At 73.2% G+C, this 23,921-nt stretch carries 21 protein-coding genes; 13 read left to right on the top strand and 8 right to left on the bottom strand.

The genetic code is table 11. From position 1 onward, the window contains the following. Positions 1–86: 86 nt before the first annotated feature. Both IH80_RS45325 and IH80_RS0111815 read right to left on the bottom strand, forming a co-directional pair. Entirely contained in the window at positions 87–2,279 is a 2,193-nt protein-coding gene (locus tag IH80_RS45325; protein ID WP_051809135.1) for a DUF6777 domain-containing protein, read from the bottom strand. 446 nt (positions 2,280–2,725) lie between these two features. Continuing rightward, a complete protein-coding gene (locus IH80_RS0111815) occupies positions 2,726–2,968 on the bottom strand; it encodes a hypothetical protein (protein ID WP_030959892.1) in 243 nt (80 codons plus the stop codon). Between the two features lie 209 nt (positions 2,969–3,177). On the opposite strand from IH80_RS0111815, the gene IH80_RS0111810 reads away from it, so the two are divergent. From IH80_RS0111810 to IH80_RS0111785, 6 genes are all read left to right on the top strand, one after another. Further along, positions 3,178–3,744 (top strand): TetR/AcrR family transcriptional regulator, encoded by a 567-nt coding sequence (locus tag IH80_RS0111810; RefSeq protein ID WP_030959891.1) that lies wholly within the window; start codon positions 3,178–3,180, stop codon positions 3,742–3,744. A gap of 81 nt (positions 3,745–3,825) precedes the next feature. After that, on the top strand, positions 3,826–5,328 hold the full coding sequence (locus tag IH80_RS0111805; protein WP_078906455.1) for an MFS transporter: 1,503 nt from the start codon (positions 3,826–3,828) through the stop codon (positions 5,326–5,328). Positions 5,329–5,359: 31 nt separating this feature from the next. Next, on the top strand, positions 5,360–5,872 hold the full coding sequence (locus IH80_RS0111800; RefSeq protein WP_063757281.1) for an SRPBCC family protein: 513 nt from the start codon (positions 5,360–5,362) through the stop codon (positions 5,870–5,872). A gap of 101 nt (positions 5,873–5,973) precedes the next feature. Next, on the top strand, positions 5,974–7,350 hold the full coding sequence (locus IH80_RS0111795) for a carotenoid oxygenase family protein (RefSeq protein WP_030959886.1): 1,377 nt from the start codon (positions 5,974–5,976) through the stop codon (positions 7,348–7,350). Between the two features lie 91 nt (positions 7,351–7,441). Next, positions 7,442–8,014: a PadR family transcriptional regulator gene (locus IH80_RS0111790; protein ID WP_030959885.1), complete on the top strand. Its 573-nt coding sequence runs from the start codon at positions 7,442–7,444 to the stop codon at positions 8,012–8,014. Between the two features lie 90 nt (positions 8,015–8,104). Beyond that, positions 8,105–9,829 (top strand): acyl-CoA dehydrogenase family protein, encoded by a 1,725-nt coding sequence (locus IH80_RS0111785; RefSeq protein WP_030959884.1) that lies wholly within the window; start codon positions 8,105–8,107, stop codon positions 9,827–9,829. Positions 9,830–9,907: 78 nt separating this feature from the next. On the opposite strand, the gene IH80_RS0111780 is transcribed toward IH80_RS0111785, so the two are convergent. Beyond that, entirely contained in the window at positions 9,908–11,140 is a 1,233-nt protein-coding gene (locus IH80_RS0111780; RefSeq protein WP_030959882.1) for an FAD-dependent oxidoreductase, read from the bottom strand. Between the two features lie 110 nt (positions 11,141–11,250). On the opposite strand from IH80_RS0111780, the gene IH80_RS0111775 reads away from it, so the two are divergent. Together IH80_RS0111775 and gap are read left to right on the top strand one after the other, a co-directional pair. Further along, on the top strand, positions 11,251–12,207 hold the full coding sequence (locus tag IH80_RS0111775) for a GlxA family transcriptional regulator (protein ID WP_030959879.1): 957 nt from the start codon (positions 11,251–11,253) through the stop codon (positions 12,205–12,207). Positions 12,208–12,324: 117 nt separating this feature from the next. Further along, complete coding sequence (gene gap / locus IH80_RS0111770; RefSeq protein ID WP_030959878.1) at positions 12,325–13,323, top strand: type I glyceraldehyde-3-phosphate dehydrogenase; 999 nt, start codon at positions 12,325–12,327, stop codon at positions 13,321–13,323. A gap of 108 nt (positions 13,324–13,431) precedes the next feature. Here gap and IH80_RS0111765 read toward each other — a convergent pair whose 3' ends face one another. Further along, on the bottom strand, positions 13,432–14,964 hold the full coding sequence (locus IH80_RS0111765; protein ID WP_030959877.1) for a glutamate synthase subunit beta: 1,533 nt from the start codon (positions 14,962–14,964) through the stop codon (positions 13,432–13,434). A gap of 144 nt (positions 14,965–15,108) precedes the next feature. Then, positions 15,109–16,308 carry a serine hydrolase domain-containing protein gene (locus IH80_RS0111760; protein WP_030959876.1) on the bottom strand — a complete coding sequence of 400 codons (1,200 nt, stop codon included), beginning with the start codon at positions 16,306–16,308 and terminating at the stop codon, positions 15,109–15,111. A 271-nt stretch (positions 16,309–16,579) separates the two neighbouring features. On the opposite strand from IH80_RS0111760, the gene IH80_RS0111755 reads away from it, so the two are divergent. The 4 genes from IH80_RS0111755 (at position 16,580) to IH80_RS0111740 (ending at position 19,720) form a co-directional block, all read left to right on the top strand. Then, positions 16,580–17,458 (top strand): MetQ/NlpA family ABC transporter substrate-binding protein, encoded by an 879-nt coding sequence (locus IH80_RS0111755; protein WP_051809133.1) that lies wholly within the window; start codon positions 16,580–16,582, stop codon positions 17,456–17,458. Further along, complete coding sequence (locus IH80_RS0111750) at positions 17,455–18,471, top strand: methionine ABC transporter ATP-binding protein (RefSeq protein ID WP_051809131.1); 1,017 nt, start codon at positions 17,455–17,457, stop codon at positions 18,469–18,471. Before IH80_RS0111755 ends, IH80_RS0111750 begins: the two co-directional genes overlap by 4 nt. Then, a complete protein-coding gene (locus IH80_RS0111745; RefSeq protein ID WP_030959870.1) occupies positions 18,468–19,130 on the top strand; it encodes a methionine ABC transporter permease in 663 nt (220 codons plus the stop codon). Before IH80_RS0111750 ends, IH80_RS0111745 begins: the two co-directional genes overlap by 4 nt. 89 nt (positions 19,131–19,219) lie before the next feature. Then, positions 19,220–19,720: a hemerythrin domain-containing protein gene (locus IH80_RS0111740; RefSeq protein WP_030959869.1), complete on the top strand. Its 501-nt coding sequence runs from the start codon at positions 19,220–19,222 to the stop codon at positions 19,718–19,720. 225 nt (positions 19,721–19,945) lie between these two features. Here the strand turns inward: IH80_RS0111740 and IH80_RS0111735 are convergent, their stop codons facing one another. Continuing rightward, the gene (locus IH80_RS0111735) at positions 19,946–21,172 is read right to left on the bottom strand and encodes an anhydro-N-acetylmuramic acid kinase (RefSeq protein WP_051809129.1); all 1,227 of its coding nucleotides are present in this window, start codon (positions 21,170–21,172) and stop codon (positions 19,946–19,948) included. Further along, positions 21,169–22,530 (bottom strand): MFS transporter, encoded by a 1,362-nt coding sequence (locus tag IH80_RS0111730; RefSeq protein WP_030959867.1) that lies wholly within the window; start codon positions 22,528–22,530, stop codon positions 21,169–21,171. Before IH80_RS0111730 ends, IH80_RS0111735 begins: the two co-directional genes overlap by 4 nt. Before the next feature lie 334 nt (positions 22,531–22,864). On the opposite strand from IH80_RS0111730, the gene IH80_RS0111725 reads away from it, so the two are divergent. Further along, positions 22,865–23,311: a C40 family peptidase gene (locus IH80_RS0111725; protein ID WP_051809161.1), complete on the top strand. Its 447-nt coding sequence runs from the start codon at positions 22,865–22,867 to the stop codon at positions 23,309–23,311. Between the two features lie 167 nt (positions 23,312–23,478). Here the strand turns inward: IH80_RS0111725 and IH80_RS0111720 are convergent, their stop codons facing one another. Further along, a complete protein-coding gene (locus tag IH80_RS0111720) occupies positions 23,479–23,715 on the bottom strand; it encodes a hypothetical protein (protein ID WP_030959863.1) in 237 nt (78 codons plus the stop codon). Positions 23,716–23,921 lie beyond the last annotated feature (206 nt).

Raw genomic sequence — 23,921 nt, 5'->3', positions numbered from 1 at the left:
TGAACCCTGTCGACCCTGCCCGGACCGTGGCGCGCTGGGGTCCGGGCCGGGGTTCTGGGGTGGCAGTGGCAGTGGATTCGTGCGAGCTACCTCAGCAACGGCTCCTCCTCCCGGCCCCGGGAACCGTCGGACCGGCCCGACTGCTCCTGCGAACCCCCCTGGACAGGGGGGTCCTGGACCCGCTCGCTCCCCGGCCGAGGGCCGGACGGCCGGCGCGCGTCCCCGCCGCCCGTACCGGCCTGAGGAGACCCGGTCCCGTCAGCGCTCCCCTGCCCCTGCCCTCCGGGCCGGACCTGACCGGGCGTCTCCCCCTGGCCCTGACCGGACCCCTTGCCGGACCCCTTGCCGGACCCCTGGCCGGGAGTCTTGCCAGTCCCCTGGCCGGGGGCCTTGCCGGTCTCCTGGCCGGGCGCCGTGCCCGGGCCCTGGCCGGGCCCCTGGCCCGGGCCGTGGCCGGATCCCTTGCCCGGAGCGGTGCCGGAGCCGTGGCCGGATCCCTGGTCGGGAACCTTGCCAGTGCCCTGACCGGGAGCCTTGCCCGGAGCCGTGCCCGAGCCCTGCCCCGGAACCTTGCCCGGGGCCTGACCGGGCCTCTGGCCGGGATCCTGGCCCGGGCCGTCGCCGGAACCCTTGCCCGGCGACTTGCCGGAACCGTGCTCGGAGCCCTGGTCGGGAACCTTGCCAGTGCCCTGACCGGGAGCCTTGCCCGGAGCCGTGCCCGAGCCCTGCCCAGGAGCCTCGCCCGGAGCCGTGCCCGACCCGTCGCCGGAGCCCTTGCCCGGCGCCTTGCCCGGCGCGTGGCCGGATCCCTGGTCGGGAGCCCTGTCCGTCTCCTGGCCCGGGGCGTCCTCCGGGGCACCCGGGATCTTGCCCGGGACCTGGCCGGTACCCTCGCCGGACCCGTTGCCCGGGGGCTTGCCCGGGCTTTCGCCGGAACCCCTGCCCGGGTCCTGGCCGGACTCCCGCCCGGGGACCCTGCCCGGGGCGCGGCCGGTACCGTCGCCCCGGCCCTCGCCCGTACCGTCGCCGGAGCCCTTGCCCGGGGCCTGGCCCGGACCGTCTCCGGAAGGGTCGTGCTTGCCCTGGTCGGCCCCTCGGCCGGGGGCCTTGTCGGGCGTGCCGCCCGGCTCCTGCGACCCGCGGCCCGTGTCCTTCTCCGGCACCCCCTCCGGGTCGTGCGGTACGGGCCGGGGTGCCTTGCCCGGGTGCTCACGCGGAGCCGTTCCTGAACCCTGCTCCGGCACGTTCGCGGGGTGATTGTCCCGGCCCGTGCCCGATCCCTTCTCCGGCTCCTTGCGGGGGGCCTCCCCCGGTTGCGTGCCCGGTCTCTTCTCCGGCTCCGGGCCGGGATACTTGTCCTGGCTCGGGCTCGGCCTGCCGCGCGGCTCCCCGGCAGGGGCCCGGCCCGGGGCGACGCCCGGGGCCGGGTCGGGGCGCCCGGGGTCCGTCGCCGGTTCGGTGTCCGTCCGGACCGTTCCCCCGTGGGCCGGCGGCAGGGCCGGGTACGGCGAGTCCGCGGTCCGGCCCGGCGGCGGCTCGACCTCGCGGTCGGACCGTCCCCGCGCCGCACCGCTCGGGCGCTCGTACCACGCCTTGCGGCCCGGGTCGTAGACCGTCACGGCCTTGACCGGCTTCGCAGCCGGCCTGACCGCGACCAGCTCGGCGGACCGGAAGGAGGACCACTCCTGCCCGCTGATCCGGGCCTTCCCCCGGACCGCGACCGGCGGCGTCAGAGGGTTGCCGCAGGCGCACCGGACCCGCGGTACACCGCGCCCGTCGACCAGTACGGACGTACCGGCCTGCAGGATCGCCTGGTAGCCGGTGGGCGCGTCGTTCTTGTACCCGTGGTTGGTGACCCGCGTGTCCCAGCCCAGCCGGACCGGCGTGAGCGACCGCAGGTAGGCCGGGATCCCCGTGGGGCGGACGCCCAGCGTGGCGGCGAAGGCGTTGCCCTTGTCCGTGTGTTCCCCGAGGAACTTGATCTGCTTCTCCACGTCACAGCTCGCGATGTTCCGGGTACCTCCGTAGAGCCCTGGGTGGCCGCCGTCGACCTCGAGGGTGCGCGCGCCGCCCGTACCGCCCTGCACGGTCCCGGTGGTCCCGGCCGCGCCGCCACCGGTCTCCTGTGACGCCGTGGCCGTCGAGGGGGTGAACGGATCGGGACCGGCTGCCGCGGCGGCCTCCAGGAAGACCTCTCCGCCGGCCGCGGTGTTGCCGCCCAGCACGGTGAAGCCGACGACCACCGCCGAGACCACGAGCGCCGCCGTGCTCGCGCTCACCACCGTCCTGCGCGAACGCCAGCGGCGCCGTGGCCGCCCGCCCCCACTGTCGGCCGGAGGCACGGAGGACCCCGACGGGTACGACGGAGGCGGTGGGGGTATCGGCGGCGGGGCCTCGGCCGCAGGCACGGGCTGCGGCTGCGAGCCCCTGCCCGACAGCGGACCGGGCGGCGGGCCGACGGGGTGCTCGGACGAAGAAGACGGAGGACTCATGACACTCGCCCCCTGACACGGGGCACCGGGACAACGATGGTGACTCGCATGCGCTCGCTCCTTCTGGCCGTCGACGCCTCCACATCCCGGAGGGGAATCTCGGAAACCGGCGCCGCGGACCGGAAGTCGGCGAAGAAGGCCCCGGACGGGACGTCTCTTCACCGGCGACGCCGATGGGGTCACGTATGAGGGTGAGCCCGTCCCCCGAGTAAGCCCCCCGCACCCGGGCGGCGTCATGTCGCGACCATTCGGGACTTGACAGAACCCGCCCGCGATCCTGCCGGGACCCGCAGCGACGGTTCCGCCCGAGGCACGGCCGCGGGCCGGCCCGCGACCAGGCGGACCGCCGCGATCGCCAGGACGTAGGGGTCGCTGCCGGCGGCCGGCAGGTGAGGGGTTTGCGGCCGCAGGGCCACCAGCGCCCGCTGGGCCGGGGGCCAGGCCTTCTCCAGCTTCGCCAGGAGGTCCTCGGCCATGCCGGGCGGCGCGGCGAAGGTTCGGTCTTGCTCAGCACCGCGACCGGTACGGGCGGGAGGCGGCCGCCGCGCTCGATCGCCGTGACTCCGCCGTCGATGTCGACCTGCTCGAACGCGGGGTCGGTGTCCCCTGTTGGCCTGTTGGCCTGGGTCCCCTGTTGGCCTGTTGGCCTGTTGACAGCCGAAAGTGTGAGTGGTTTATTACTCACATGACCACGGAACGACGACGCCAACTCTCCTCCGCCGAAGAGCGCCGCGAGACCGTCCTGCGGACGGCCATCGGGGCCTTCGCCGCACGCGGCTACTTCGGCACGACGACGACCGAGGTCGCCAAGGCCGCCGGGATCTCCCAGGCCTATGTCTACCGGCTGTTCCCGAACAAGGAAGCGCTGTTCACCGCGGTCGTCGAACGCTGCTTCTCCCGGGTGCGGGCCAGCCTCGAAGAGGGCGCCGCGCAGGCGCGGGGCAGCAGCCCCCAGGCGGTGCTGGACAGCATGGGCGACACGTACGCCCACCTGATCGCCGACAAGGACCTGCTGCTCGTCCTGACCCACGCCCAGGCGGCGGCCGTCTCCGAGGCCGCCGTGCGGGAGGCCGTGCGCGCGGGGTACGCCCGCATGGTGGAGTACGTGCGCGGCGCGTCGGGCGCGGCGGAGGCGGACGTCCAGCAGTTCTTCGCGACGGGCATGCTCTGTCACCTGCTCGTGTCGCTGGACGCGCACGAGGTGGACGCGCCCTGGTCCCGGACGCTCTCGGCCGGCATCCGGCACTACTGACGGGCGACGGCCGGGCGGACCCGCGCGGTCCGCCCTTCTTTCGAGCAACGAGTGAGTGGTCAACCACACATAGGAGAAGGCATGCTGGCCACACCGCCCCACCGTCAGACCCCCACGGCGACCCTCGCGGCCCTGGCCGCCGCCCAGTTCGCGGTCACCCTCAGCACCTCGATCGTGAACGTCGCCCTTCCCGCCGTGCGCGACGGGGTCGGACTGTCCGACGCCGGCATGTCCTGGGTCGTCACCGCGTACGGCCTCGCCTTCGGCGCCCTGCTGCTCCTCGGCGGCCGGGCGGCCGATCTCCTGGGGCGACGCCGCGTTCTCGTGGCCGGCCTCGCGCTCTTCGCCGTGGCGGCCGTCGCCGCAGGGCTGGCGAGCGCGCCCTGGATGCTCGTCACCGCCCGCACGGTCCAGGGCGTCGGCGCCGCCGCGCTCGCGCCCGCCGCCCTCTCCCTGGTCATGCGGCTCCACCCGCCCGGGCCGGCCCGCGCCAAGGCCCTCGGGGTCTGGGGCGCGGTGTCCGGGGCGGGCGGCGCCGCCGGGGTGCTGCTCGGCGGGATCCTCACCGAAGGCCCCGGCTGGCCCTGGGTGTTCCACGTCTCCGGCATCGGCGCGGCGCTGGTCCTGGCCGCGACCGTGCGCGTCGTACCGGCCGATCCGAAGGAGGTGGCCGACGGGCCCCGTCCGCGGCTCGACGCGGCCGGGGCGCTCACCGTCACCGCCGGCCTGGTGTCGCTCGTGTACGGGCTCACGGCCGCGGGCCGATCCGGCTGGAACGACCCCCTGGTCCTGGGCTCCCTCGCCGCGGCGACGGTCCTGCTCGCCCTCTTCGTCCTGGTCGAACGCCGCCACGCTGCCCCGCTCCTGCCGTCGGGGTTCCTCACCCGCGGTGCCGTGGGCCCGGCCAACCTCCTCATGGCGTTGGTCGGCGCGGTCTGGGTCGGCCTGTTCTTCTTCCTCCCCCTCTACCAGCAACAGGTCCTCGACGCGGGGCCGCTGGAGGCGGGACTCGCGCAACTCCCGCTGGCCGCGGCGAACATGCTCGGCTCCGGCCTGGCGCCCGTCCTCACCCGCCGCATCGGGCCGCACCGCACGCTCCTCGCCGGCCTGGTGACGCAGGCCGCCGGGTTCCTGTGGCTGGCCCGGATCACGGCGGACGGCACCTTCCTCACCCACCTGCTCGGCCCCGTGCTCCTCGTCGGAGCGGGCCTCGGCGTGGCCTTCGTACAGCTCACCGGGGCGGCCGTCAGCGGGGTGGAGCCCGCCGCCGCGGGACTGGCCGGCGGGCTGGTCAACACCACCCGCCAGATCGGCGGGGCGGTCGGCCTCGCCGTCCTGGGCACGCTCGCCGCCACCCGCACCGCCGCCGCGTCCGCCGAGTTGCCGCACACCGCGGCCCTCACCGAGGGGTACCGCGGCGCCTTCCTCCTCTCGGCCGCCGTCCTGGGCCTGGGGGCGGCCCTCACCCCGCTGCTCGCCCGCAGAACCCGGCCGGTGCGCACGCCCCACCCCACCGACGGCCACGTCCCCGACCCCGCTCCCCCGCCACCCGCCGTCCGCCGTACGGCCTGCCGAACCCGCTGATCACCTCACCGCAACCGAAGGAGCACCTGCCATGACCACGCACCCCACCACGGTCGACGCCGAAGCCCCCGTCGTCGTCCGTGTCGAGACCACCGTGCACGCCCCGCTCGGCACCGTCTGGGACCTGCACACCGACATCGCCGCCTGGGCCGACTGGAACGCGGACGTGGACCGGGTGGAGTACGCCGGCCCGCTGGTACCCGGGACCACGTTCCGCTGGCTCACCCACGGCCTCGACATCACCTCCACCGTCCACCAGGTCGTTCCCGGTGAGCGGATCGTCTGGGGCGGCCCGGCGCACGGCATCGACGGCATCCACGTCTGGACGTTCCGGGAGACGGCGCCGGGCGTCGTGACGGTCCGCACGGAGGAGTCCTGGAGCGGTGCGCCCGTCGAGGCCCGCCGGGCCGAGATGGAACACGTGCTGCGGCAGTCGCTGGAGGCCTGGCTCGCCGCTCTGCAGACCACCGCCGAGGCCGAGGCGGCGGCGGGAGCCCAGGCCGTGGCGAACGCCGCGGCCCGCGCCGCCGCCGGACGGGACTGACGCCCGCACCGCACGACCCCACGCCCCACGCCCGGCACCCCGCACCGCCCTGCTCCCCCTCCGTTCCGTTCCGCCGTCGCCCGAGAGTCGAGGAGACCGCCATGAGCAGCACCGCCAAGCCCTACCTGACCGGCCATTACACCCCCGTCGCCGACGAGATCACCGCCACCGGCCTCACCGTCGAGGGCACCATCCCGCCCGAGCTGACCGGCCGCCTCATCCGCAACAGCCACAACCCGAAGCCGGGGATCACCCCCACCCACTGGTTCAAGGGCAGCGGCATGGTCCACGGCATCCGGCTCCGCGACGGCCGCGCCGAGTGGTACCGCAACCGCTGGGTCCACACCCCCGCCCTGGACGGCGCCCCCTACATGACCGACAAGGGCCCCGACCTCACCGCCAGCACGGCCGGCACCCACGTCATCGAACACGCCGGCCGGCTCCTGGCCCTGAGCGAAGCGGCCCTGCCCTTCGAACTGACGGCCAATCTGGAAACCGTCGGGGCCTACGACTTCGGGGGCAAGCTGACCTCGGCGATGACCGCCCACCCGAAGGAGGACCCGGTCACGGGCGAGCTGCACTTCTTCGCCTCCTCCCCCTTCCCGCCGTACCTGATCCATCACGTCGCCTCCGCCGACGGGAAAGTGCTGGAGAGCCAGGAAGTGCCGGGCGCGAGCGCTGCGCTCAAGCACGATTTCGCCCTCACCGAGCACTACGTGGTCTTCCTGGAGGGCTCCGTGACCTTCGACCCGACCGAGCACTCGGGCATCCCGTACGGCTGGGACGACGAGCAGATCTCCCGGGTCGGCGTCATGCCGCGCACCGCGGCGGGCACCGGCGGCCGGGCCCGTGAGATCCGCTGGATCGAGATCGGGCAGGGCTACGGCATGCACTTCGCCAACGCCTACGAGGACCGGTACGGCCGCGTGGTCGTCGAGGGCCCGAGCGTGGGCCGGGACGGCTGGCGGCGCTCGTGGAACTGGTGGGTCGGTGCCGAGGACCGCGGGGCCGAACCCAACTCCGGTTCGCGCAGCACCCGCTGGACCGTCGACCTGGCGGCCGGATCCGTCCAGGAGGAGGTGACCGACGACCTCACCGTGGAGTTCCCCACGATCAACGACGCGTTCCTCGGCATCGAGCACCGCTACCAGTACGCCCTCGCCTTCCCGGACGACCTGGGGATCGCCGCCCACACCCTCGTCAAGTACGACCGCACCACCGGCGCCCGGCAGCTGCTGCCGTTCGCCGCGGGCCGGCTCCCGAGCGAGGCCGTGTTCGTACCCGCCGAGGGCGCGGACGCCTCACAGGAGGACGCCGGGTACCTGCTGACGGTGGTCAGCGACCTGAACGCGGACGCCTCGCAGCTGCTCGTCCTGGACTCCTCCGACCTGACGGTCCCCCCGGTCGCCACCATCCACCTGCCGCGCCGGGTCCCGGCCATGATCCACGGTTCCTGGATCCCCGACGCCACCGCCTGATCCCGTCCACAGGGCGCCGCGCCGGGTGAGCCGCGTCTCACCTGGGCGGCGCCGCTTGTCTATGCAACGAGTTGCATAGCAGGATCGGGGCATGGCGCTCGAACACGCGATCCTCGTCTCCCTGCTGGAGAAGCCGGGCTCCGGCTATGAGCTGGCCCGCCGGTTCGAGCGGTCGATCGGCTACTTCTGGACCGCCACGCACCAGCAGATCTACCGCGTGCTCAAGCGCATGGAGAGCGACGGCATGCTCGCCGTCCGTACGGTCCCGCAGCAGGGCCGGCCGGACAAGAAGGAGTATTCGGCCGCGGCCCCCGGCCGGGCCGCCCTCGCGCAGTGGCTGCACGAGCCGATCGAGCCCGAGAGCCTGCGGCACGACCTGGCCGTGAAGATCCGCGGGGCCGCCTTCGACGATCCGGCCTCCCTGATCCGCGAGGTCGAACGGCACCAGCAGGCGCACCGCGACCGCCTCGCCCGCTATCTCGCCGGTGAACTGCGCGACTTCACCGGACCCGACGCCCCGGCCCCGCTCGACGCCGGCCGGGAACTCCAGCACGTCGTGCTGCGCGGGGGGATCGCTCAGGAGCGGATGACGATCGCCTGGCTGGACGACGTCCTGGCCACCCTCCACCGGCTCGGCCGGACGGCGCCGCCCGTGAACGGCTGAGCCGCAACCCGGCCGTCCCCCTCATCCTCTCCTCCTCCCTCCGCGCAGCCGCGCGAACCTCGACTCCGACCCCTCGGAAGGTGATCCGCAGTGTCCGACCCTCTGCTGTTCCACCCGCACACCTACGACCCCGCCCACTTCGACCCGGAGACCCGCAGGCTGCTGCGCGCCACCGTCGACTGGTTCGAGGCCCGCGGCAAGCGGCGGATCATCGAGGACTACCGCACCCGTGCCTGGCTGGCCGACTTCCTCGCCTTCTCCGCCAAGGAGGGGCTCTTCGCGACCTTCCTGACCCCGGCCTCCGCCGCCGGTGAGGACGAGCCGGACAAGCGCTGGGACACCGCACGGATCGCGGCCCTCAACGAGATCTTCGGCTTCTACGGCCTCGACTACTGGTACGCCTGGCAGGTCACCGTCCTCGGGCTCGGCCCCGTCTGGCAGAGCGACAACGCCGCCGCCCGCGGGCGTGCCGCGCAACTCCTGTCGGAGGGCGAGGTGTTCGCCTTCGGCCTGTCCGAGAAGACCCACGGCGCCGACATCTACTCCACCGACATGCTGCTGGCGCCCACCGGCGACGGCGGCTTCCGCGCCAGCGGCTCCAAGTACTACATCGGCAACGGCAACGCCGCCGGCCTGGTCTCCGTCTTCGGCCGCCGCACCGATGTCGAGGGCCCCGACGGCTACGTCTTCTTCGCCGCCGACAGCCGGCACCCGGCGTACCGGCTCGTGAAGAACGTCGTCGACTCCTCCAAGTACGTCAGCGAGTTCCGCCTGGAGGACTACCCGGTCACCGCCGAGGACGTCCTGCACACCGGGCGCGCCGCCTTCGACGCCGCGCTCAACACCGTCAACGTCGGCAAGTTCAACCTGTGCACCGCCTCCATCGGCATCTGTGAGCACGCGATGTACGAGGCCGTCACGCACGCGCACAACCGGATCCTCTACGGCCGGCCCGTCACAGCCTTCCCGCACGTGCGCCGGGAGCTGGCCGACGCCTACGTCCGCCTCGTCGGGATGAAGCTGTTCAGCGACCGCGCCGTCGACTACTTCCGCTCCGCCGGCCCCGACGACCGCCGTTACCTGCTCTTCAACCCGATGACCAAGATGAAGGTCACGACGGAGGGCGAGAAGGTCATCGACCTGATGTGGGACGTGATCGCCGCCAAGGGCTTCGAGAAGGACAACTACTTCGCCCAGGCCGCCGTCGAGATCCGCGGGCTGCCGAAGCTGGAGGGCACGGTCCACGTCAACCTGGCGCTGATCCTCAAGTTCATGCGCAACCACCTGCTGGCGCCGGCCGAGTACGAGCCCGTTCCGACGCGCCTCGACGCGGCCGACGACGACTTCCTGTTCCGGCAGGGTCCGGCCCGCGGCCTGGGCTCCGTGCGGTTCCACGACTGGCGTCCGGCGTACGACGCCTACGCGGCCGTGCCGAACGTCGCACGATTGCGCGAACAGGCCGATGCGCTGGCCGAGTTCGCGGCGACCATGGCACCGGACGAGGCGCAGGGCCGCGATCTGGACTTCCTCCTCTCCGTGGGACAGCTGTTCGCCCTGGTCGTGCACGGACAGCTGATCCTGGAGCAGGCCCGCCTGACGGATCTGGACGAATCCGTGCTGGACGAGCTGTTCTCGGTGCTCGTGCGCGACTTCTCCCAGCACGCGGTGGAACTGCACGGCAAGGACTCCAGCACGCCGGAGCAGCAGACCTGGGCTCTGGAGGCGGTCCGCCGCCCGGTCGTCGACGAGGCCCGCTCGGCCCGCGTATGGGCCCGTGTCGAGGCCCTCTCCGGCGCGTACGAGATGGCCCAGTAGCCGCACCGCCCCCGGCGGTCCCCACGACCCCGTCGTGCGGACCGCCGGGGGACCGCGGGACCGGGCCGGGGACGCCGGTCAGTGCAGGGACTCGGCCGGGGGACGCTCGCGGAGGGCGCCGTAGGCGATGAAGTACGCCGGGACGCGGTTCAGCCAGGGTGATTCGGTGATGAGTTCCGTCATCCGCTTGGCCCTTCGGGGGTCTCCGAACGCGGTGCGGCCGGCGAGAAGGGGCTCGAACACCTGGGCGTGGGCCAGGCGCTGGAGGCCCTGGGTCGCCACGGTGGTGGGCCAGCGGCGGTACTGGACGCGGCGCACGTCGTACAGTCCCACCCTGCCCTCGCGCAGCGGGCGCACGAGGTGGCGGGCCGCGGCGACCGCGTCCTGCACGGCGAGGTTGATGCCGATGCCGCCCACGGGGGACATCGCGTGGGCGGCGTCGCCGATGCACAGCAGACCGGGCCGGTGCCAGCGGCGCAGCCGGTCCAGTCGTACGTCGAGCAGTTTCACCTCGTCCCAGGAGGTGACGGCGTGGGTCCGGTCGGCCAGCCAGGGCGCTGCCTCCGCGAAGCGGGTCATGAAGCGCTCCAGGCCTTCGGCGCGGCGCTCGGCGTCGGTTCCCTTCGGGATGAGCGCGGCGCACTGCCAGTAGTCGCCGCGGTCGATGAGCGCGGTGAAGAACCTGTCGCCGAGGCCGCCCACGAGCCCGCTGGGGTCGTCCTCGTGCCGCGGCACGCGGAACCACCAGGCGTCCATGGGGCACGGGAAGTGTTCCAGGCCGAGTTCTGGCAGGGCCCTGGCCAGTGAGCCGCGGCCGTCGCAGGCCACGGTCAGGGTGGCCCGGAGTTCGCCGGTGGCGCCGTCCGCAGTGCGGTAGCGCACGCCGTTCACCCGTCCGCCCTCGATGAGGAAACCGGTCGCCTCGGTGTCCATGCGCAGGTGGAAGGTGGGTTCGCGGCGCGCCTCGTCGGCGAGGAGGTCGAGGAGGTCCCACTGGGGCACCATGGCGATGTAGTTGTACGTGCCGCGCAGGGCGCCGATGTTCCCGACGGTGACCAGGGACCGGTCCGGTCCGATGGGCAGCTGCACCGTGGTGACGCGGCGCTGCGGCAGCCGGGCGAAGCGCTCGGCGAGGCCGATGTCGTCCAGCAGCGACAAGGTGCTGGGGTGCACGGTGTCGCCGCGGAAGTCGCGCAGGAAGTCGCCGTGCTTCTCCAGCACCGTCACCTCCACCCCGGCGCGGGCCAGCAGCAGGGCCAGCACCATTCCGGCCGGGCCGCCCCCCACCACGCAGCAGGTCGTTCGCTCCACGGCAACCACTCCCTTCGTGGAGATCGGGCGATCCCCAGGGGACGTATACCGCACCGGGGGCGGCCGTCCCGGCGGAACACCCGCTCCCGGGTCCCGCGTAGGCTCGACCCGTGTCAGCCTCCCGTCTCCACCGCGTCGCCGTCCTCGTCCTCGAAGGCGCGAAGCCGCTCGACGTCGGCATCCCCGCCCAGGTCTTCACCACCCGCGCGAGCATGCCCTACGAGGTACGGGTGTGCGGCGCGGCGCCCGGGCTGGTGGCCGGCGGCGACGGTCTGTCGTACCACGTGACGCACGGCCTCGACGCCCTCGCGTGGGCCGACATCGTCTTCGTCCCCGGCTACCGCTTCCCGGACCGTGAGGACCCTCCGCGGCCCGTCATCGACGCGCTGGTCGCCGCGCACGAGGGGGGCGCACGGCTCGCCGCGATCTCGACGGGCGCGTTCGCGCTCGCCGCGACGGGCCTGCTCAATGGGAAACGCGCGACGACGCACTGGCACTACGCCCGGGCGCTCATGGCCAAGCACCCGCTCGTCCGGGTCGACGAGAACGTCCTGTTCGTCGACGAGGGCAGCGTCCTGACCTCGGCGGGCGCCGCCTCCGGCATCGACCTGTGCCTGCACATCCTGCGCAGCGATCTCGGCGTGGCCGCCTCCAACCATGCGGCGCGCCGCCTGGTCGCCGCCCCGTACCGCAGCGGCGGTCAGGCGCAGTACGTGCCGCGCAGCGTGCCCGAGCCGCTCGGCGAGCGGTTCGCCGCCACGCGCGAGTGGGCGCTGATCCGGCTCGGGGAGCCCCTGACGCTGGAGTCCCTCGCCCGGCACGCCGGGGTGTCGCCCCGTACGTTCTCGCGTCGGTTCGCGGAGGACACCGGGTACACGCCGATGCAGTGGGTCATGCGTGCCCGCGTCGACGTGGCCCGTGAGCTGCTCGAACGCTCCCAGCGAGGGGTCGAGCAGATCGCCGCCGACGTCGGCCTGGGCACCGGTGCGAACCTGCGGCTGCACTTCCAGCGGATCCTGGGGACCACCCCGACCGAGTACCGGCGCACCTTCACGAAGGGTGAATAGGGCCGTGAGGATCCCGCCACCCCGCCTTGGCGAGATCCTTTTGAACAGTGGCGATCACGCCGCTGTCACGGGCGGGCGCGGGCGGCGAACCTGATGGCGAACGAAAGGGACTCGCTCATGACTCGCATCGCCATCAACGGATTCGGCCGCATCGGACGCAACGTGCTGCGCGCGCTGCTCGAACGCGACAGTGACCTCGAGGTCGTCGCCATCAACGACCTCACCGAGCCGAAGGCCCTCGCGCGGCTGCTGGCGTACGACAGCACCTCCGGCCGGCTCGGCCGCCCGGTGACCGTCGAGGGGAACACCCTGGTGGTCGACGGCCGCCGGATCACGGTGCTGGCCGAGCGCGAGCCGGAGCAGCTGCCGTGGGGCGAGCTCGGCGTCGACATCGTGCTGGAGGCCACCGGCCGCTTCACGTCGGCGGACGCCGCCCGCGCCCACCTGAAGGCGGGAGCGAAGAAGGTCCTGGTCAGCGCCCCCTCGGACGGTGCCGATGTCACGCTGGCGTACGGCGTGAACACCGACGCCTACGACCCGGCCGTGCACACGATCGTCTCGAACGCGTCCTGCACGACCAACGCGCTCGCCCCGCTGGCCGCGGTGCTCGACGAGCTCGCCGGCATCGAGCACGGCTTCATGACCACGGTGCACGCCTACACGCAGGAGCAGAACCTGCAGGACGGCCCGCACCGCGACCCCCGCCGCGCCCGCGCGGCCGGCGTCAACATCGTCCCGACCTCCACGGGCGCCGCGAAGGCGATCGGCCTGGTGCTGCCGCAGCTCGACGGCAAGCTGCAGGGCGACTCGATCCGCGTACCGGTCCCGGTGGGCTCCATCGTGGAGCTCAACACGACCGTCTCCCGCGAGGTGACGCGCGAGGAGATCCTGGAGGCGTACCGCGCCGCGGCCGAGGGCCCGCTGGCCGGCGTGCTGGAGTACTCGGACGACCCGCTGGTGTCCTCCGACATCACCGGCAACCCCGCCTCGTCGATCTTCGACTCGGAGCTCACCCGCGTCGAGGGCCGCCACGTCAAGGTCGTCGCCTGGTACGACAACGAGTGGGGCTTCTCGAACCGCGTGATCGACACCCTCACGCTCCTGGCCGCGGGCTGAGCAGCCGCCCCGCCGTCAGTGACCCGCGCTCCGGCCGGCCCCTCGGGCCGGCCGGAGCGTGCCGTTTCCACCGCCGCCGTCGCGAGGTCCGCGTCCGGAGGTCCTGCGTCAGAAGTCCCCGTAGCGCATGCGGCCCAGGGCCGTCATCGGCCGGTCGTGGGCGGCGACCGGGGCCGGGAGGCACGTGGAGCCCGTGAGGTAGCGGTCCACGGCGGCGGCCGCCGCCCGGCCCTCGGCGATGGCCCACACCACGAGTGACTGCCCGCGGCCCGCGTCGCCCGCCACGAACACCCCCGGCGCGCGCCCGCCGCACGCCGCGAAGCCGGCGTCCCGCGCGAAGTTGCCGCGCTCGTCGAGCTCCAGCCCCAGCTGTTCGCGCAGGCCGCCCGCCCGCTCAGGGCCGCAGAAGCCGAGGGCCAGCAGGACCAGCCCGGCCGGGAGGACCCGCTCCGTGCCCGCCAGGGGGCTGCGGCCCACCGGCTCGACGGCGGTCAGGTGCAGGGCCCGTACCCGGCCCGAGGCGTCCCCGTCGAAGCGCAGGGTGGCGCAGGCGAACAGCCGCGGATCGCGGCCCTCGCGCCCGCGCGCCTCGTCGTGGGCGTGGGAGATCCGGTACGTCTTCGGGTACACCGGCCAGGGCTCCTCGGCGGTGCGGTCCGGGCCGGGCTCCGGGTTGATGTCGAGCTGGACCACCGAGATCGCGCCCTGCCGCAGGGCGGTCCCCAAGCAGTCGGAGCCGGTGTCGCCGCCTCCGACGATGACGACGTGCCGGCCTTCGGCCGTGATGGGCGACTGCGCCCAGTCGCCCTCCCGGACCCGGTTCGCGCAGGTCAGGTAGTCCATGGCCTGGTGGATTCCGTGCAGCTCGCGGCCGGGGACGGGCAGTTCCCTGCGTTCGCCGGCTCCGACCGCGACGACGACGGCGTCGCACCGGCCCCGCAGCGCGGCGGCATCGGTCGCTCCCGCCATGGCCGTGCCCTCGGCGCCGCCCACGTCCTGTCCCGTGACGAACACCGTGCCCTCGGCCCGCATCTGCTCGATCCGGCGGTCCAGGTGTGCCTTCTCCATCTTGAACTCGGGAATGCCGTAGCGCAGCAGGCCACCGATCCGGTCGGCCCGCTCGTGGACCGTGACCGCGTGCCCGGCCCGGGTCAGCTGCTGCGCGGCGGCCAGCCCGGCCGGCCCGGAGCCTATGACGGCCACGGTCCTGCCGCTGTGCCGCTCCGGCGGGCTCGGCGTCATGTAGCCGCGCCGCAGTCCCTCGTCCACGATCGTCTGCTCGACGTTCTTGATGGTCACCGGGTCCGCGTTGATCGTGAGGACGCAGGCGTCCTCACAGGGGGCGGGACAGAGGCGTCCGGTGGCCTCCGGGAAGTTGTTGGTGGCGTGCAGCCGGTCGTAGGCCGCGCGCCAGTCGGCGTGGGCGGCGTACGCGTTCCACTCGGGTATGAGGTTCCCGAGGGGGCAGCCGGTGTGGCAGAAGGGGATTCCGCAGTCCATGCAGCGGTCGGCCTGCCGGGAGACGAGCGGCAGCAGCGCCTGGCCCGCGTGGACCTCGCGCCAGTCGCCCAGCCGTTCCTCGACGGGGCGGGCCGGGACGGGCTCGCGGGGGATCCTGAGGAAGCCGAAGGGATCGGTCACTCGCCGCCTCCCTGGATCGTTCGCGGCGGGGTGTACGGGGGTGCGCACCGCGGTCCCGGCGCGCGCGTGAAGTGGCGGTCCGACCAGGTTACGCCGCCCGGGTGGCGGGTGCGCAGGGCGCGCGGCCCTGCGCACCCGCTGTGGTCACCCCCGCAGCAGGGCGCAGACGAAGTCCTCCTGGATCTCCCGGACCCGCGCGAGCAGCTCGGGGTTGTTGGTCAGGGAGGTCTGGGTGGTGATCGAGAAGGTCAGCGAGCGCTCGCCGTCCGCCGTGGCCGCCGCCAGCTGCGTGTAGCCGGGGGTGTTGCCGGTGTGGCCGTACACCGTGCCGCAGCGGGTGGTGTAGCGGTAGATGGCCAGGCCCGCCTCGGTGCGGCCGGGGCCGGGGGGCTGGGACAGGGCGCCGGGGATGAACGTGAACTGTTGCCGGCGGGTGCGCTCCGAGAGGAGGGCGCCGCCCGCGTACCCCCGGATGAAGGCGGTCAGGTCCTTCGGCGTCGAGACGATGCCGCCCGCGGCCCAGGCCCCCGAGGCGCTCACGGCCTCGCTGACGTCGACGGGCCCCTCCTGCGGGTCGATCTGGTAGCCGTGGAGGAAGGGCTCGGGCAGCCGGTAGCCCTGGGGGAGGCTGGTGTCGGTCAGTCCCAGCGGCTGGTACACGAGCTCACGCAGCAGCGTCTCGTACCGGCGTCCGGTGGCGGCCTCGGCCATCAGCGCGACGGCGATGTTGTCGGAGTTGGAGTACAGGTAGCGGCTGCCCGGCTCGAATTCGAGGTCCTCGTCGGCCACGAACTCCAGCAGGCGCCGGGAGTCGAAGTGGTGGCGGGTGTCCTCGCTGACGATGTCGATGAACGGCTGGGAGGCCGAGTAGTCCGGCAGTCCGCTGGTGTGGTTGAGCAATTGACGCAGCGTCACCTCGTGCCACGCTTCCGGCTGCTCGGGCAGCACCTCGCCGATCGTGTCGTCCAGGTGCAGCCGGCCGCGGTCGACGAGGCTCAGGGCCACCGCTCCGCTGAAGGCCTTGGCGACGCTGGCGATCCGCATGTGGTCGGTCGCCCTCGGCGGCCGGCCGCTCTCCACGTCGGCCACGCCCGCGCGGTAGACCCTGGTGCGGTCCCCGTCGCGCAGAACGGCGATGACCCCGGGGGGTCCGTCCGGGCGCCCGACCAGTTCCCGCAGCTCCTGGCGGAGGGCCGCTCCGCGGTCCGGCGGCGGGTTGCGGTCCGCCGCGGCCTGCGCCGGCAGTACGGAGGCGCCGAGCAGGGCGCCGCACACCGCGGTCGCGGCGGCCAGGCGCAGCGACGGGCGGATCCGGCGGGAGTGGCCGTACGGGCGTGGGGACACGGCGGAAACCTCCAGGGGGAGACACGAGCGCGGTGGCCCACGATGGCAGGAGCCGAGGTGACGCCCCGGCAGGCACGGCCGCGCACGGGCGCGCCGTGGCCCATCCGGCCCTGACGGATCCACCCGTCCCCGTACCCGAAACCCTCCGGGCTGACCTTCCCTTCATTGCACATTCATGAACAGAACCTCACATTCGAAGGCGATAAGGCCGATTCGATCTACGATCCACCCATCCCTTCCTTTGGCTCACCCTCTGCACATGGATCACACAATGATTTCTGCACTGCCGCGTCGGCGTACCCTCATCGCCGCTTCCGCCGCCACCGTCCTCGCGCTCCTCGTGTCCGGCTGCGGCGTCGGCGGAGGGGAAGCCCACCGCATCAGGGTCGGAGTGTCCGGCGACTCGCCGGAGTGGGACGTCCTCGCCAAGGAGGCCGCGAAGGAGGGCCTCACCGTCGAGACGGTCGTGTTCGACGACTACTCGCTGCCCAACAAGGCCCTCAGCGCGGGCGACATCGAGCTCAACGCCTTCCAGCACCTGGTCTTCCTCGCCCAGTCGAACACCGAGAACAAGACCGACATCGCCCCCATCGCCGCGACCACCGTGGTCCCCCTGGGCCTCTACTCCCGCACGCACAAGCAGCTCGCGGACCTCCCCGACCGGGCCGAGATAGCCCTGCCCAACGACCCCGCCAACCAGGGACGCGCACTGCGCGTACTGGAGCAGGCCAAGCTCCTCGAACTGCGTCCGGAGGCGGGCCTCTTCGCCACCCCCGACGACATCACCGCCAACCCCCGGCACCTCAGGCTCACCCCGGTCAACGCCCAGCAGACCCCGCGTACGCTCCAGGACGCCGATGCAGCCGTCATCAACGACGGCGTCGCCGAACTCGCCGGGATCAAGGCCGACACCGCCCTGTACAAGGACGACCCCGCCGCCCCGCAGTCCGTGCCCTACCTCAACGTCATCGCCGCCCGCGCGGACCAGAAGGACAACGAGGACTACCGGAAGATCGTGGAGCTGTACGCCTCCCGGGCCGTGCAGGACGAGGTCCGCCGCACCAGCAACGGCACCGCGCACCACGTCGAGCTGCCCGCCGCCGACCTCCAGGCCGAGGTCGCCCGCATCCAGAAGCAGCTGAAGCGATGACCGCCGCCGTGGAACTGCGCAACGTCGCCAAGGAGTTCCCGGGCGGGGCGCGCGCCGTCGACGGCGTCAGCCTCTGCGTGGAGGCCGGCACCGTCTTCGGCGTGGTCGGCCACAGCGGTGCGGGGAAGTCCACACTGCTGCGCCTCGTCAACGGCCTGGAGGAACCGACCTCGGGCAGTGTGCTGCTGGACGGGCAGGACCTGTCCGCGCTCGGTGAGCGCCGGCTGCGCCCCGTCCGCCGCGAAATCGGCATGATCTTCCAGCAGTTCAACCTGTTCCGCTCGCGCACCGTCCTGGGCAACGTGCTCTACCCGCTGCGCCTGGCCGGCATGGACCGGGCCTCGGCCCGGGCCCGCGCCGAGGAGACCCTCGAGTTCGTCGGCCTGGCCGGGCACGGCGGGCGCTACCCCGAACAGCTTTCGGGCGGACAGCGCCAGCGCGTCGGCATCGCCCGCGCGCTCGCCACCCGCCCGAAGGTCCTGCTGTGCGACGAGGCGACCTCCGCCCTGGACCCGCAGACCACCGGCGAGGTCCTCGCCCTGCTGGGCCGCGTCAACCGGGAGCTGGGCGTCACGATCCTCCTGATCACCCACGAGATGGAGGTCGTACGGACCCTGTGCGACCGGGTCGCCGTCATGGAGGACGGCAGGGTGGTCGAGAGCGGCGAGGTGTACGAGGTCTTCGCGCGGCCCCGGCACGCGACCACCGCCGCCTTCGTGCGCTCCGAGCGGCACAGCGAGCCGGACGCCGCGCTCCTGAAACGGTTGCGCGCCCGCCACCCGGGGCGCCTGGTCACACTGCCCGTTGCCGACGGCGGCCCCGCCCTGGACGGTCTCTCGGAGCTCGTGCGGCTCCACGGGGTCGACTTCACGCTCGTGTACGGCGGTGTCGGCGAGGTCCGGGGACGGCCCCTGGGCAGCGTGACCGTGGAACTGCGCGGGAAGCCCGCGGCGGTCGACGCCGTCGTCGCCGGGCTGTCCGTACCCGCCCGGGTGGAAGCGGGTGCCCGATGAAGGCCGACTGGAGCACCTTCTGGCCCAAGGTCCTCGACGCCACCGGCGAGACCGTCTACATGGTGCTGATCACGCTGGCGCTGTCGACCGTCGGCGGACTGGCGGTGGGGCTCGCGCTGTACGCCACCCGCAAGGGCGGTGTCCTGCCCAACCGGTTCGTGCACGCGGTCCTGGGCACGCTCATCAACATCATCAGGCCCGTCCCGTTCATCATCGCGATCGTCGCCCTCGCCCCGGTCACCCGCGAGGTGGTCGGCACGATGATCGGCACCAACGCCGCGGTCTTCCCGATGACGGTCGTTGCGACCTTCGGGGTCGCCCGCATCGTGGAGTCCAACCTGCTCGCCGTCGAACCCGGGGTGATCGAGGCGGCCCGGTCCATGGGCGCGAGCCCCCTGCGGATCCTGCTCACCGTCCTCGTCCCCGAGGCGCTCGGCCCGCTGGTACTGGGGCTGACCTTCATGCTCGTGGCACTGATCGACTTCTCGGCGGTGGCCGGCACGGTCGGCGGAGGCGGCGTGGGCAACCTGGCGATGACCTACGGATACCTGCGCTTCGACACCTCGGTGATGGTCGTGACGGTGCTGGTCCTGATCGCCCTCGTCCAGTCGGCGCAGCTCTTGGGCAATGTGGTGTCCCGCAAGGTGCTCCGCCGCTGACCCGGGTCCCTTTCGCCGGGGAGGGTTTCAGGTCGCCCCGATTGAGCAGGCGTCTGACGACCGGACCCGATCGATCGGAGGCATGTCGCATGGCGGGCGAGGGCAAGGAGCAGGATGTGGTGGCGGCGATCCTGAAGGACCACCGCACGATGGAGGAGCTGTTCCGCCGGATGCGGAGCGTCGAGGCCGACCGTGAGGCGGCCAGGGACCAGTTCTCGGCGCTGCTCATCGCACACGGCGAGGCCGAGGAGGCCGAGGTCTACAGCGCGCTCAAACGCTTCAGGGGCGTCGACGACGACGAGGTCGAGCACGGCGAGGAGGAACACGCCGAGGGCAACGAGGCCCTGCTGAAGCTCTTGGAGGTGGACGACGTCGGCTCCGACGAGTGGGACGAACGCCTGGAGGACCTCGTGAAGGCGATCACCCACCACCTGGACGAGGAGGAACGGACCATCCTCAACGGCGCCCGGGAGAGCGTCCCGGACGAGCGCCGGGCCGAGCTGGGCGCCGCCTTCCTGGCGGAGCGGGAGAAGCAGCTCGCGTCGGACTGCGGCAGCATCGAGAACGTGCGCAAGATCGTCGGCAAGTGACGGTGACGGCCCCCGGCCGGGCTCTCAGAGGGACGGCCCTCGACGAGTTCCGCGCCGGGGAGCTGTGCGAACCGCGTGCCGGGAGTGACCGGTCTGCCGCGGCGGCGTCCGCTGCCGACGCGCACGCAACGGGTTCCGTGAGGCGGCCGGGAGCGGGCACCGCGTCGTCGAAGGGACCCGCGGAGGTGTCTCGCCGGTCAGCCGCAGGGACTGACCGGGCACCCCTCAAGGGCCCGCGCATGTGCGCACGTCGACACCGGCCGCCCGTAAGCAGAGGGTGTCCCGTACGCAGAGGGCGGAGGGGGCGACCGGCGGGGGCGCGGGCAGCCGGAGCGGTCGGCTGCCCGGGGTGATCGAGCCCAGGACGCGGGGGCCCGCGGCGCCGGTGCAGCCGGGCGCGTTGCCCGGCAGCCCGTGCAGCGTCAGGTACCCGAGCACGGCGAACGCGTACGCCTCCTTTGCGGCGGCGGGCAGCCCGAGCTCCTCCGAGGTGCGCAGCCGTGTGCCGGCCAGCTCGGCACGGAGCATCGCCGTGAGGGTCGGGTTGCGCACCCCGCCTCCCGAGGCGAAGACCTCGGTGGCTCCCAGCGGCCGCAGCGCGTCGGCGACGGTCCGGGCGGTGAGGCACGTGAGCGTGGCGACCAGGTCCTGCGGCGGGATCTGCCCGAACTCGGCCAGGCTGGACCGGAGATACCCCTCGTGGAAGAGTTCCTTGCCCGTCGTCCGCGGCGGCGGCAAGCGGTAGTACGGCTCGCCGAGCATGCGTCGCAGCAGGCCTTCGTGTACGCGCCCGGAGGCCGCGAGAGCGCCGTCCTCGTCGTACGCGAGGCGCCCGCCGCTCAGTTCGCGTACGGCGGCGTCGATGAGCGCGTTGCCCGGGCCGGTGTCGAAGGCCACGGGGTCCGCGTTCTGGGGCACGACGGTGACGTTGGCGATGCCCCCGATGTTCAGGGCGGCCGGTACGCCGGGGCGGCCGCGCAGCAGCATCAGGTCGATCAGGCTGACCAGCGGCGCGCCCTGCCCGCCGGCGGCGACGTCCCGGGGCCGGAATCCGGAGACGACGGGGTGGCCGGTGGCCTCGGCGATCCAGGCGGGTTCGCCGAGCTGCAGGGTGCCGTGCACCTGCCCGTCGGCCGCCCAGTGGTAGACGGTCTGCCCGTGGGAGGCGACCAACTCGGCCCGGCCCGCACACAGTTCGCTGTCGGCCCGGACGGCGAGCCGGCCGAAGGCCTGCCCGATCCGGGTGTCGAGCCGGCATACGTCGGCGAGGCTGGTGGCGGCGGGGGGCAGGGCCTCGGCGAGCGCGGTCCGCAGGTCCGCCGGGTAGGGCTCGCTGACCATGCCCAGCGGGGTGAGGTGCAGTGCGCCGTCCCCGGGCCGGTGCCCGAGGTCGCAGGCGGCGGCGTCGACGGCGTCGTACGAGGTCCCGGACATCAGGCCGATCACCCTCATCGCAGCGGCTCCCGGTGGTCGTCGGCGCGCAGGGTCAGCAGCGCCGGCGCGCTGAGGGCGCAGGCGGTGGCGGCGTAGAGGGCGGGGACGGCGGTGCTTCCGGTCCGGGCGGTGAGTGCGGTGACGAAGAGCCCCGCGCAGCCGGAGAACACGGCGTTGGCGAGGGCGTAGGAGAGCCCGAGTCCGGTACAGCGGACGCGTCGTGGGAACATCTCGGCCAGCATGGCCGGTCCGGGTCCGGCGAGCAGGCCGACCAGCGCGCCGGCCGCGAGCACGGCTGCGGCCCTGGCCTGCGGGGACGCCCCGGGCGACTGGAGCACGTGCAGGAGGGGGAAGGCGGACACGGCGACGCCGAGTGCGCCGCCGAGCAGGACGGGGCGCCGCCCGACGCGGTCGCTGAGCAGGCCCGCGGGCAGGATCGACGCGGCGAAGCCGAGGTTGACGAGGGTGGTGGCCAGCAGGGCGTCCCGGAAGGACGCCCCCAGGGCGGACTGCAGGTGGGACGGCAGGACGACGAGGAAGGTGTACCCGGCCGCCGACCAGCCCATGATCCTCCCGATGCCGAGCCCGACGGCGCGCACCTGCTCCCGTACGGTGGTCGTCCAGGCCGGGGCCGTCGCCTCGTCCGCCGTCCCGGCCGTGCCCGGCGCGGGCGGGGAAGCGCCCGGTGGTTCCTCCAGCGCCGTACGCAGCCACAGCGCGACCAGCCCGAGGGGCAGGGCCAGCAGGAACGGGATCCGCCACCCCCACGCGTACAGCGCCGCGGCGGGCAGGACCGTCGCCAGGGCGGCGGCCGTTGCGGCGCCGGCCAGCAGGCCGAGGGCCACGGTGAAGGACTGCCATGCGCCGTAGAGGCCGCGGCGGCCCGGTGGCGCGTACTCCACCATCATGGACACCGCGCCGCCGAACTCGCCTCCGGCGGACAGCCCTTGCACGACGCGCAGGAACGTGAGCAGCCACGGGGCCGCGGCACCGATGTCGGCGCGCGTGGGCAGGAGCCCGATCAGGGTGGTGGCGAGCGTCATGAGGCCGATGACGAGGACGAGGGTGGGACGGCGGCCGAAGCGGTCGCCGATGCGGCCGAACAGGAGGGCGCCGACGGGCCGGAAGAAGAAGGCGAGGGCGAACGAGGCGTACGTGGCGACCAGCGCCTCGACACCACCCCCCGGGCCCTCCGCGGCCCTTCCCGTCCCCGGTCCCCCGTGCGCGGTGAAGAAGTTGGCGGCGATGACGGTGGCGAAACAGCCGTAGACGCCGAACTCGTACCACTCGACGAGGTTGCCGGCCGAACCAGCGAGCAGGGCCCGGCGGGCCGCGGCGTGCGGTGGCGGCGCCGGAAGCAGGTCGGTCGTGGTCACCCGTGCTGGGTGCCCGTTCCGCGGCGGGCCGATGCCTGCCGGCGCCCCGATTCAGCACATCGGCGGTGGCCGCGGCACCGCGCCGTCCCGGTATGAAAATCCGTCCTACCTATCGTCTCGAATCGAACACAAAATCGCGACAAATCGCTTCGTGTCCGATGCGGCCGAGGCGGGACGTCCGGGAAAACTGGTCCGCCGTCAGAGCCAAGACGACTGCCACCGAGAACAGGACCAGGCCGCTGATCTGAATCGTCGCCTGCCAACCGATTGCGGAGGTGTCACGATGTCCTGCTCCAGGACCGACTTCCGAAAGGCCCTCAAGGGCACTTCTCCGATGTGCTGTTGCCCCAGAGCACGCGCCTTCTTCTTCATACTGCTCCTCGCGGCCGGCGCCCTGACCGGCCCCACGGACCTGGCTCACGCAACACCGTCGTACGGCGAGAGAGCCGTGGCGGTGGCCGCCTCCAAACAGGGCTCGCCGTACGCCTACGGCGCCACCGGACCCAAACGCTTCGACTGCTCGGGGCTCACCCTCTACGCGTTCAAGAAGGCCGGCAAACGCCTTCCCCGCACGGCCGACCAGCAGTACGAGCACACCCGCCACATCCCCAAGGCCGATCGAACGGCCGGTGACCTGGTCTTCTTCCCCCGAGGGGCGACCATGGGCCACGTCGGCATCTACGCCGGCGACAATAAGATCTGGCACGCTCCCCGCCCCGGCACCACCGTGCGTCTGGAGCAGATCTGGAGCGAAGCGGTCCGCTACGGACGCGCCACCTGATCGGCAACCCCCCGCGCCCGCCCGCGCACGCGCGCTCACCGCCCCACCCGCGGTGGCAGCCGTACGCGCGCCTGCACGTCGGCCGAACCCGGGTCACCGATCCTTTCTCGGTGGTACGCGTGACCTGGAAGCGGGCGACGGCCTGCGCAGCCGCCCGGCACACCTTCCTAGTGCAGTCGCCAGGTGAGTTTCCCGCCGCCGACCCAGCGGACCACGTCCGGGTCGTCGAGGTCGTGGATGGTGATCCCCGCGTCCGCGGCAGCCAGGATCACGTCGGTCATGGATGTCGCCATACGGACCATCTCCCCGTCGATCTCCACGATCCGGAACGGCGGCTCGCCGGGCTGCACCCCCAGGACGGTGACCCGCGGCGAGGACATGTACGGGCTCATGCTCTCTGTCATGCGGAGAATCGTTCCATGCCGAGCCCCCTGTCCTGCCGATTGGCAGCGCGTCGGCCGTGCTGCCGACGCCGGCTGCCGACGCCCGGGGCGGGATCTGAGTACGCGTACTGAGTACGCGCGCTCTGACCAGGCGGGCGGGGCTGCACCACCATGGCGATCACCGGGGCTCCCACGGCCCCGTCCCACCCGGACATCACGAGGAGTCC

The sequence above is a fragment of the Streptomyces sp. NRRL S-378 genome, assembly GCF_000720645.1.
Lineage (GTDB): Bacteria > Actinomycetota > Actinomycetes > Streptomycetales > Streptomycetaceae > Streptomyces.
The sequence above is the reverse complement of the archived record's forward strand: the minus strand, read 5'-3'. Positions and strand labels throughout refer to the sequence as shown.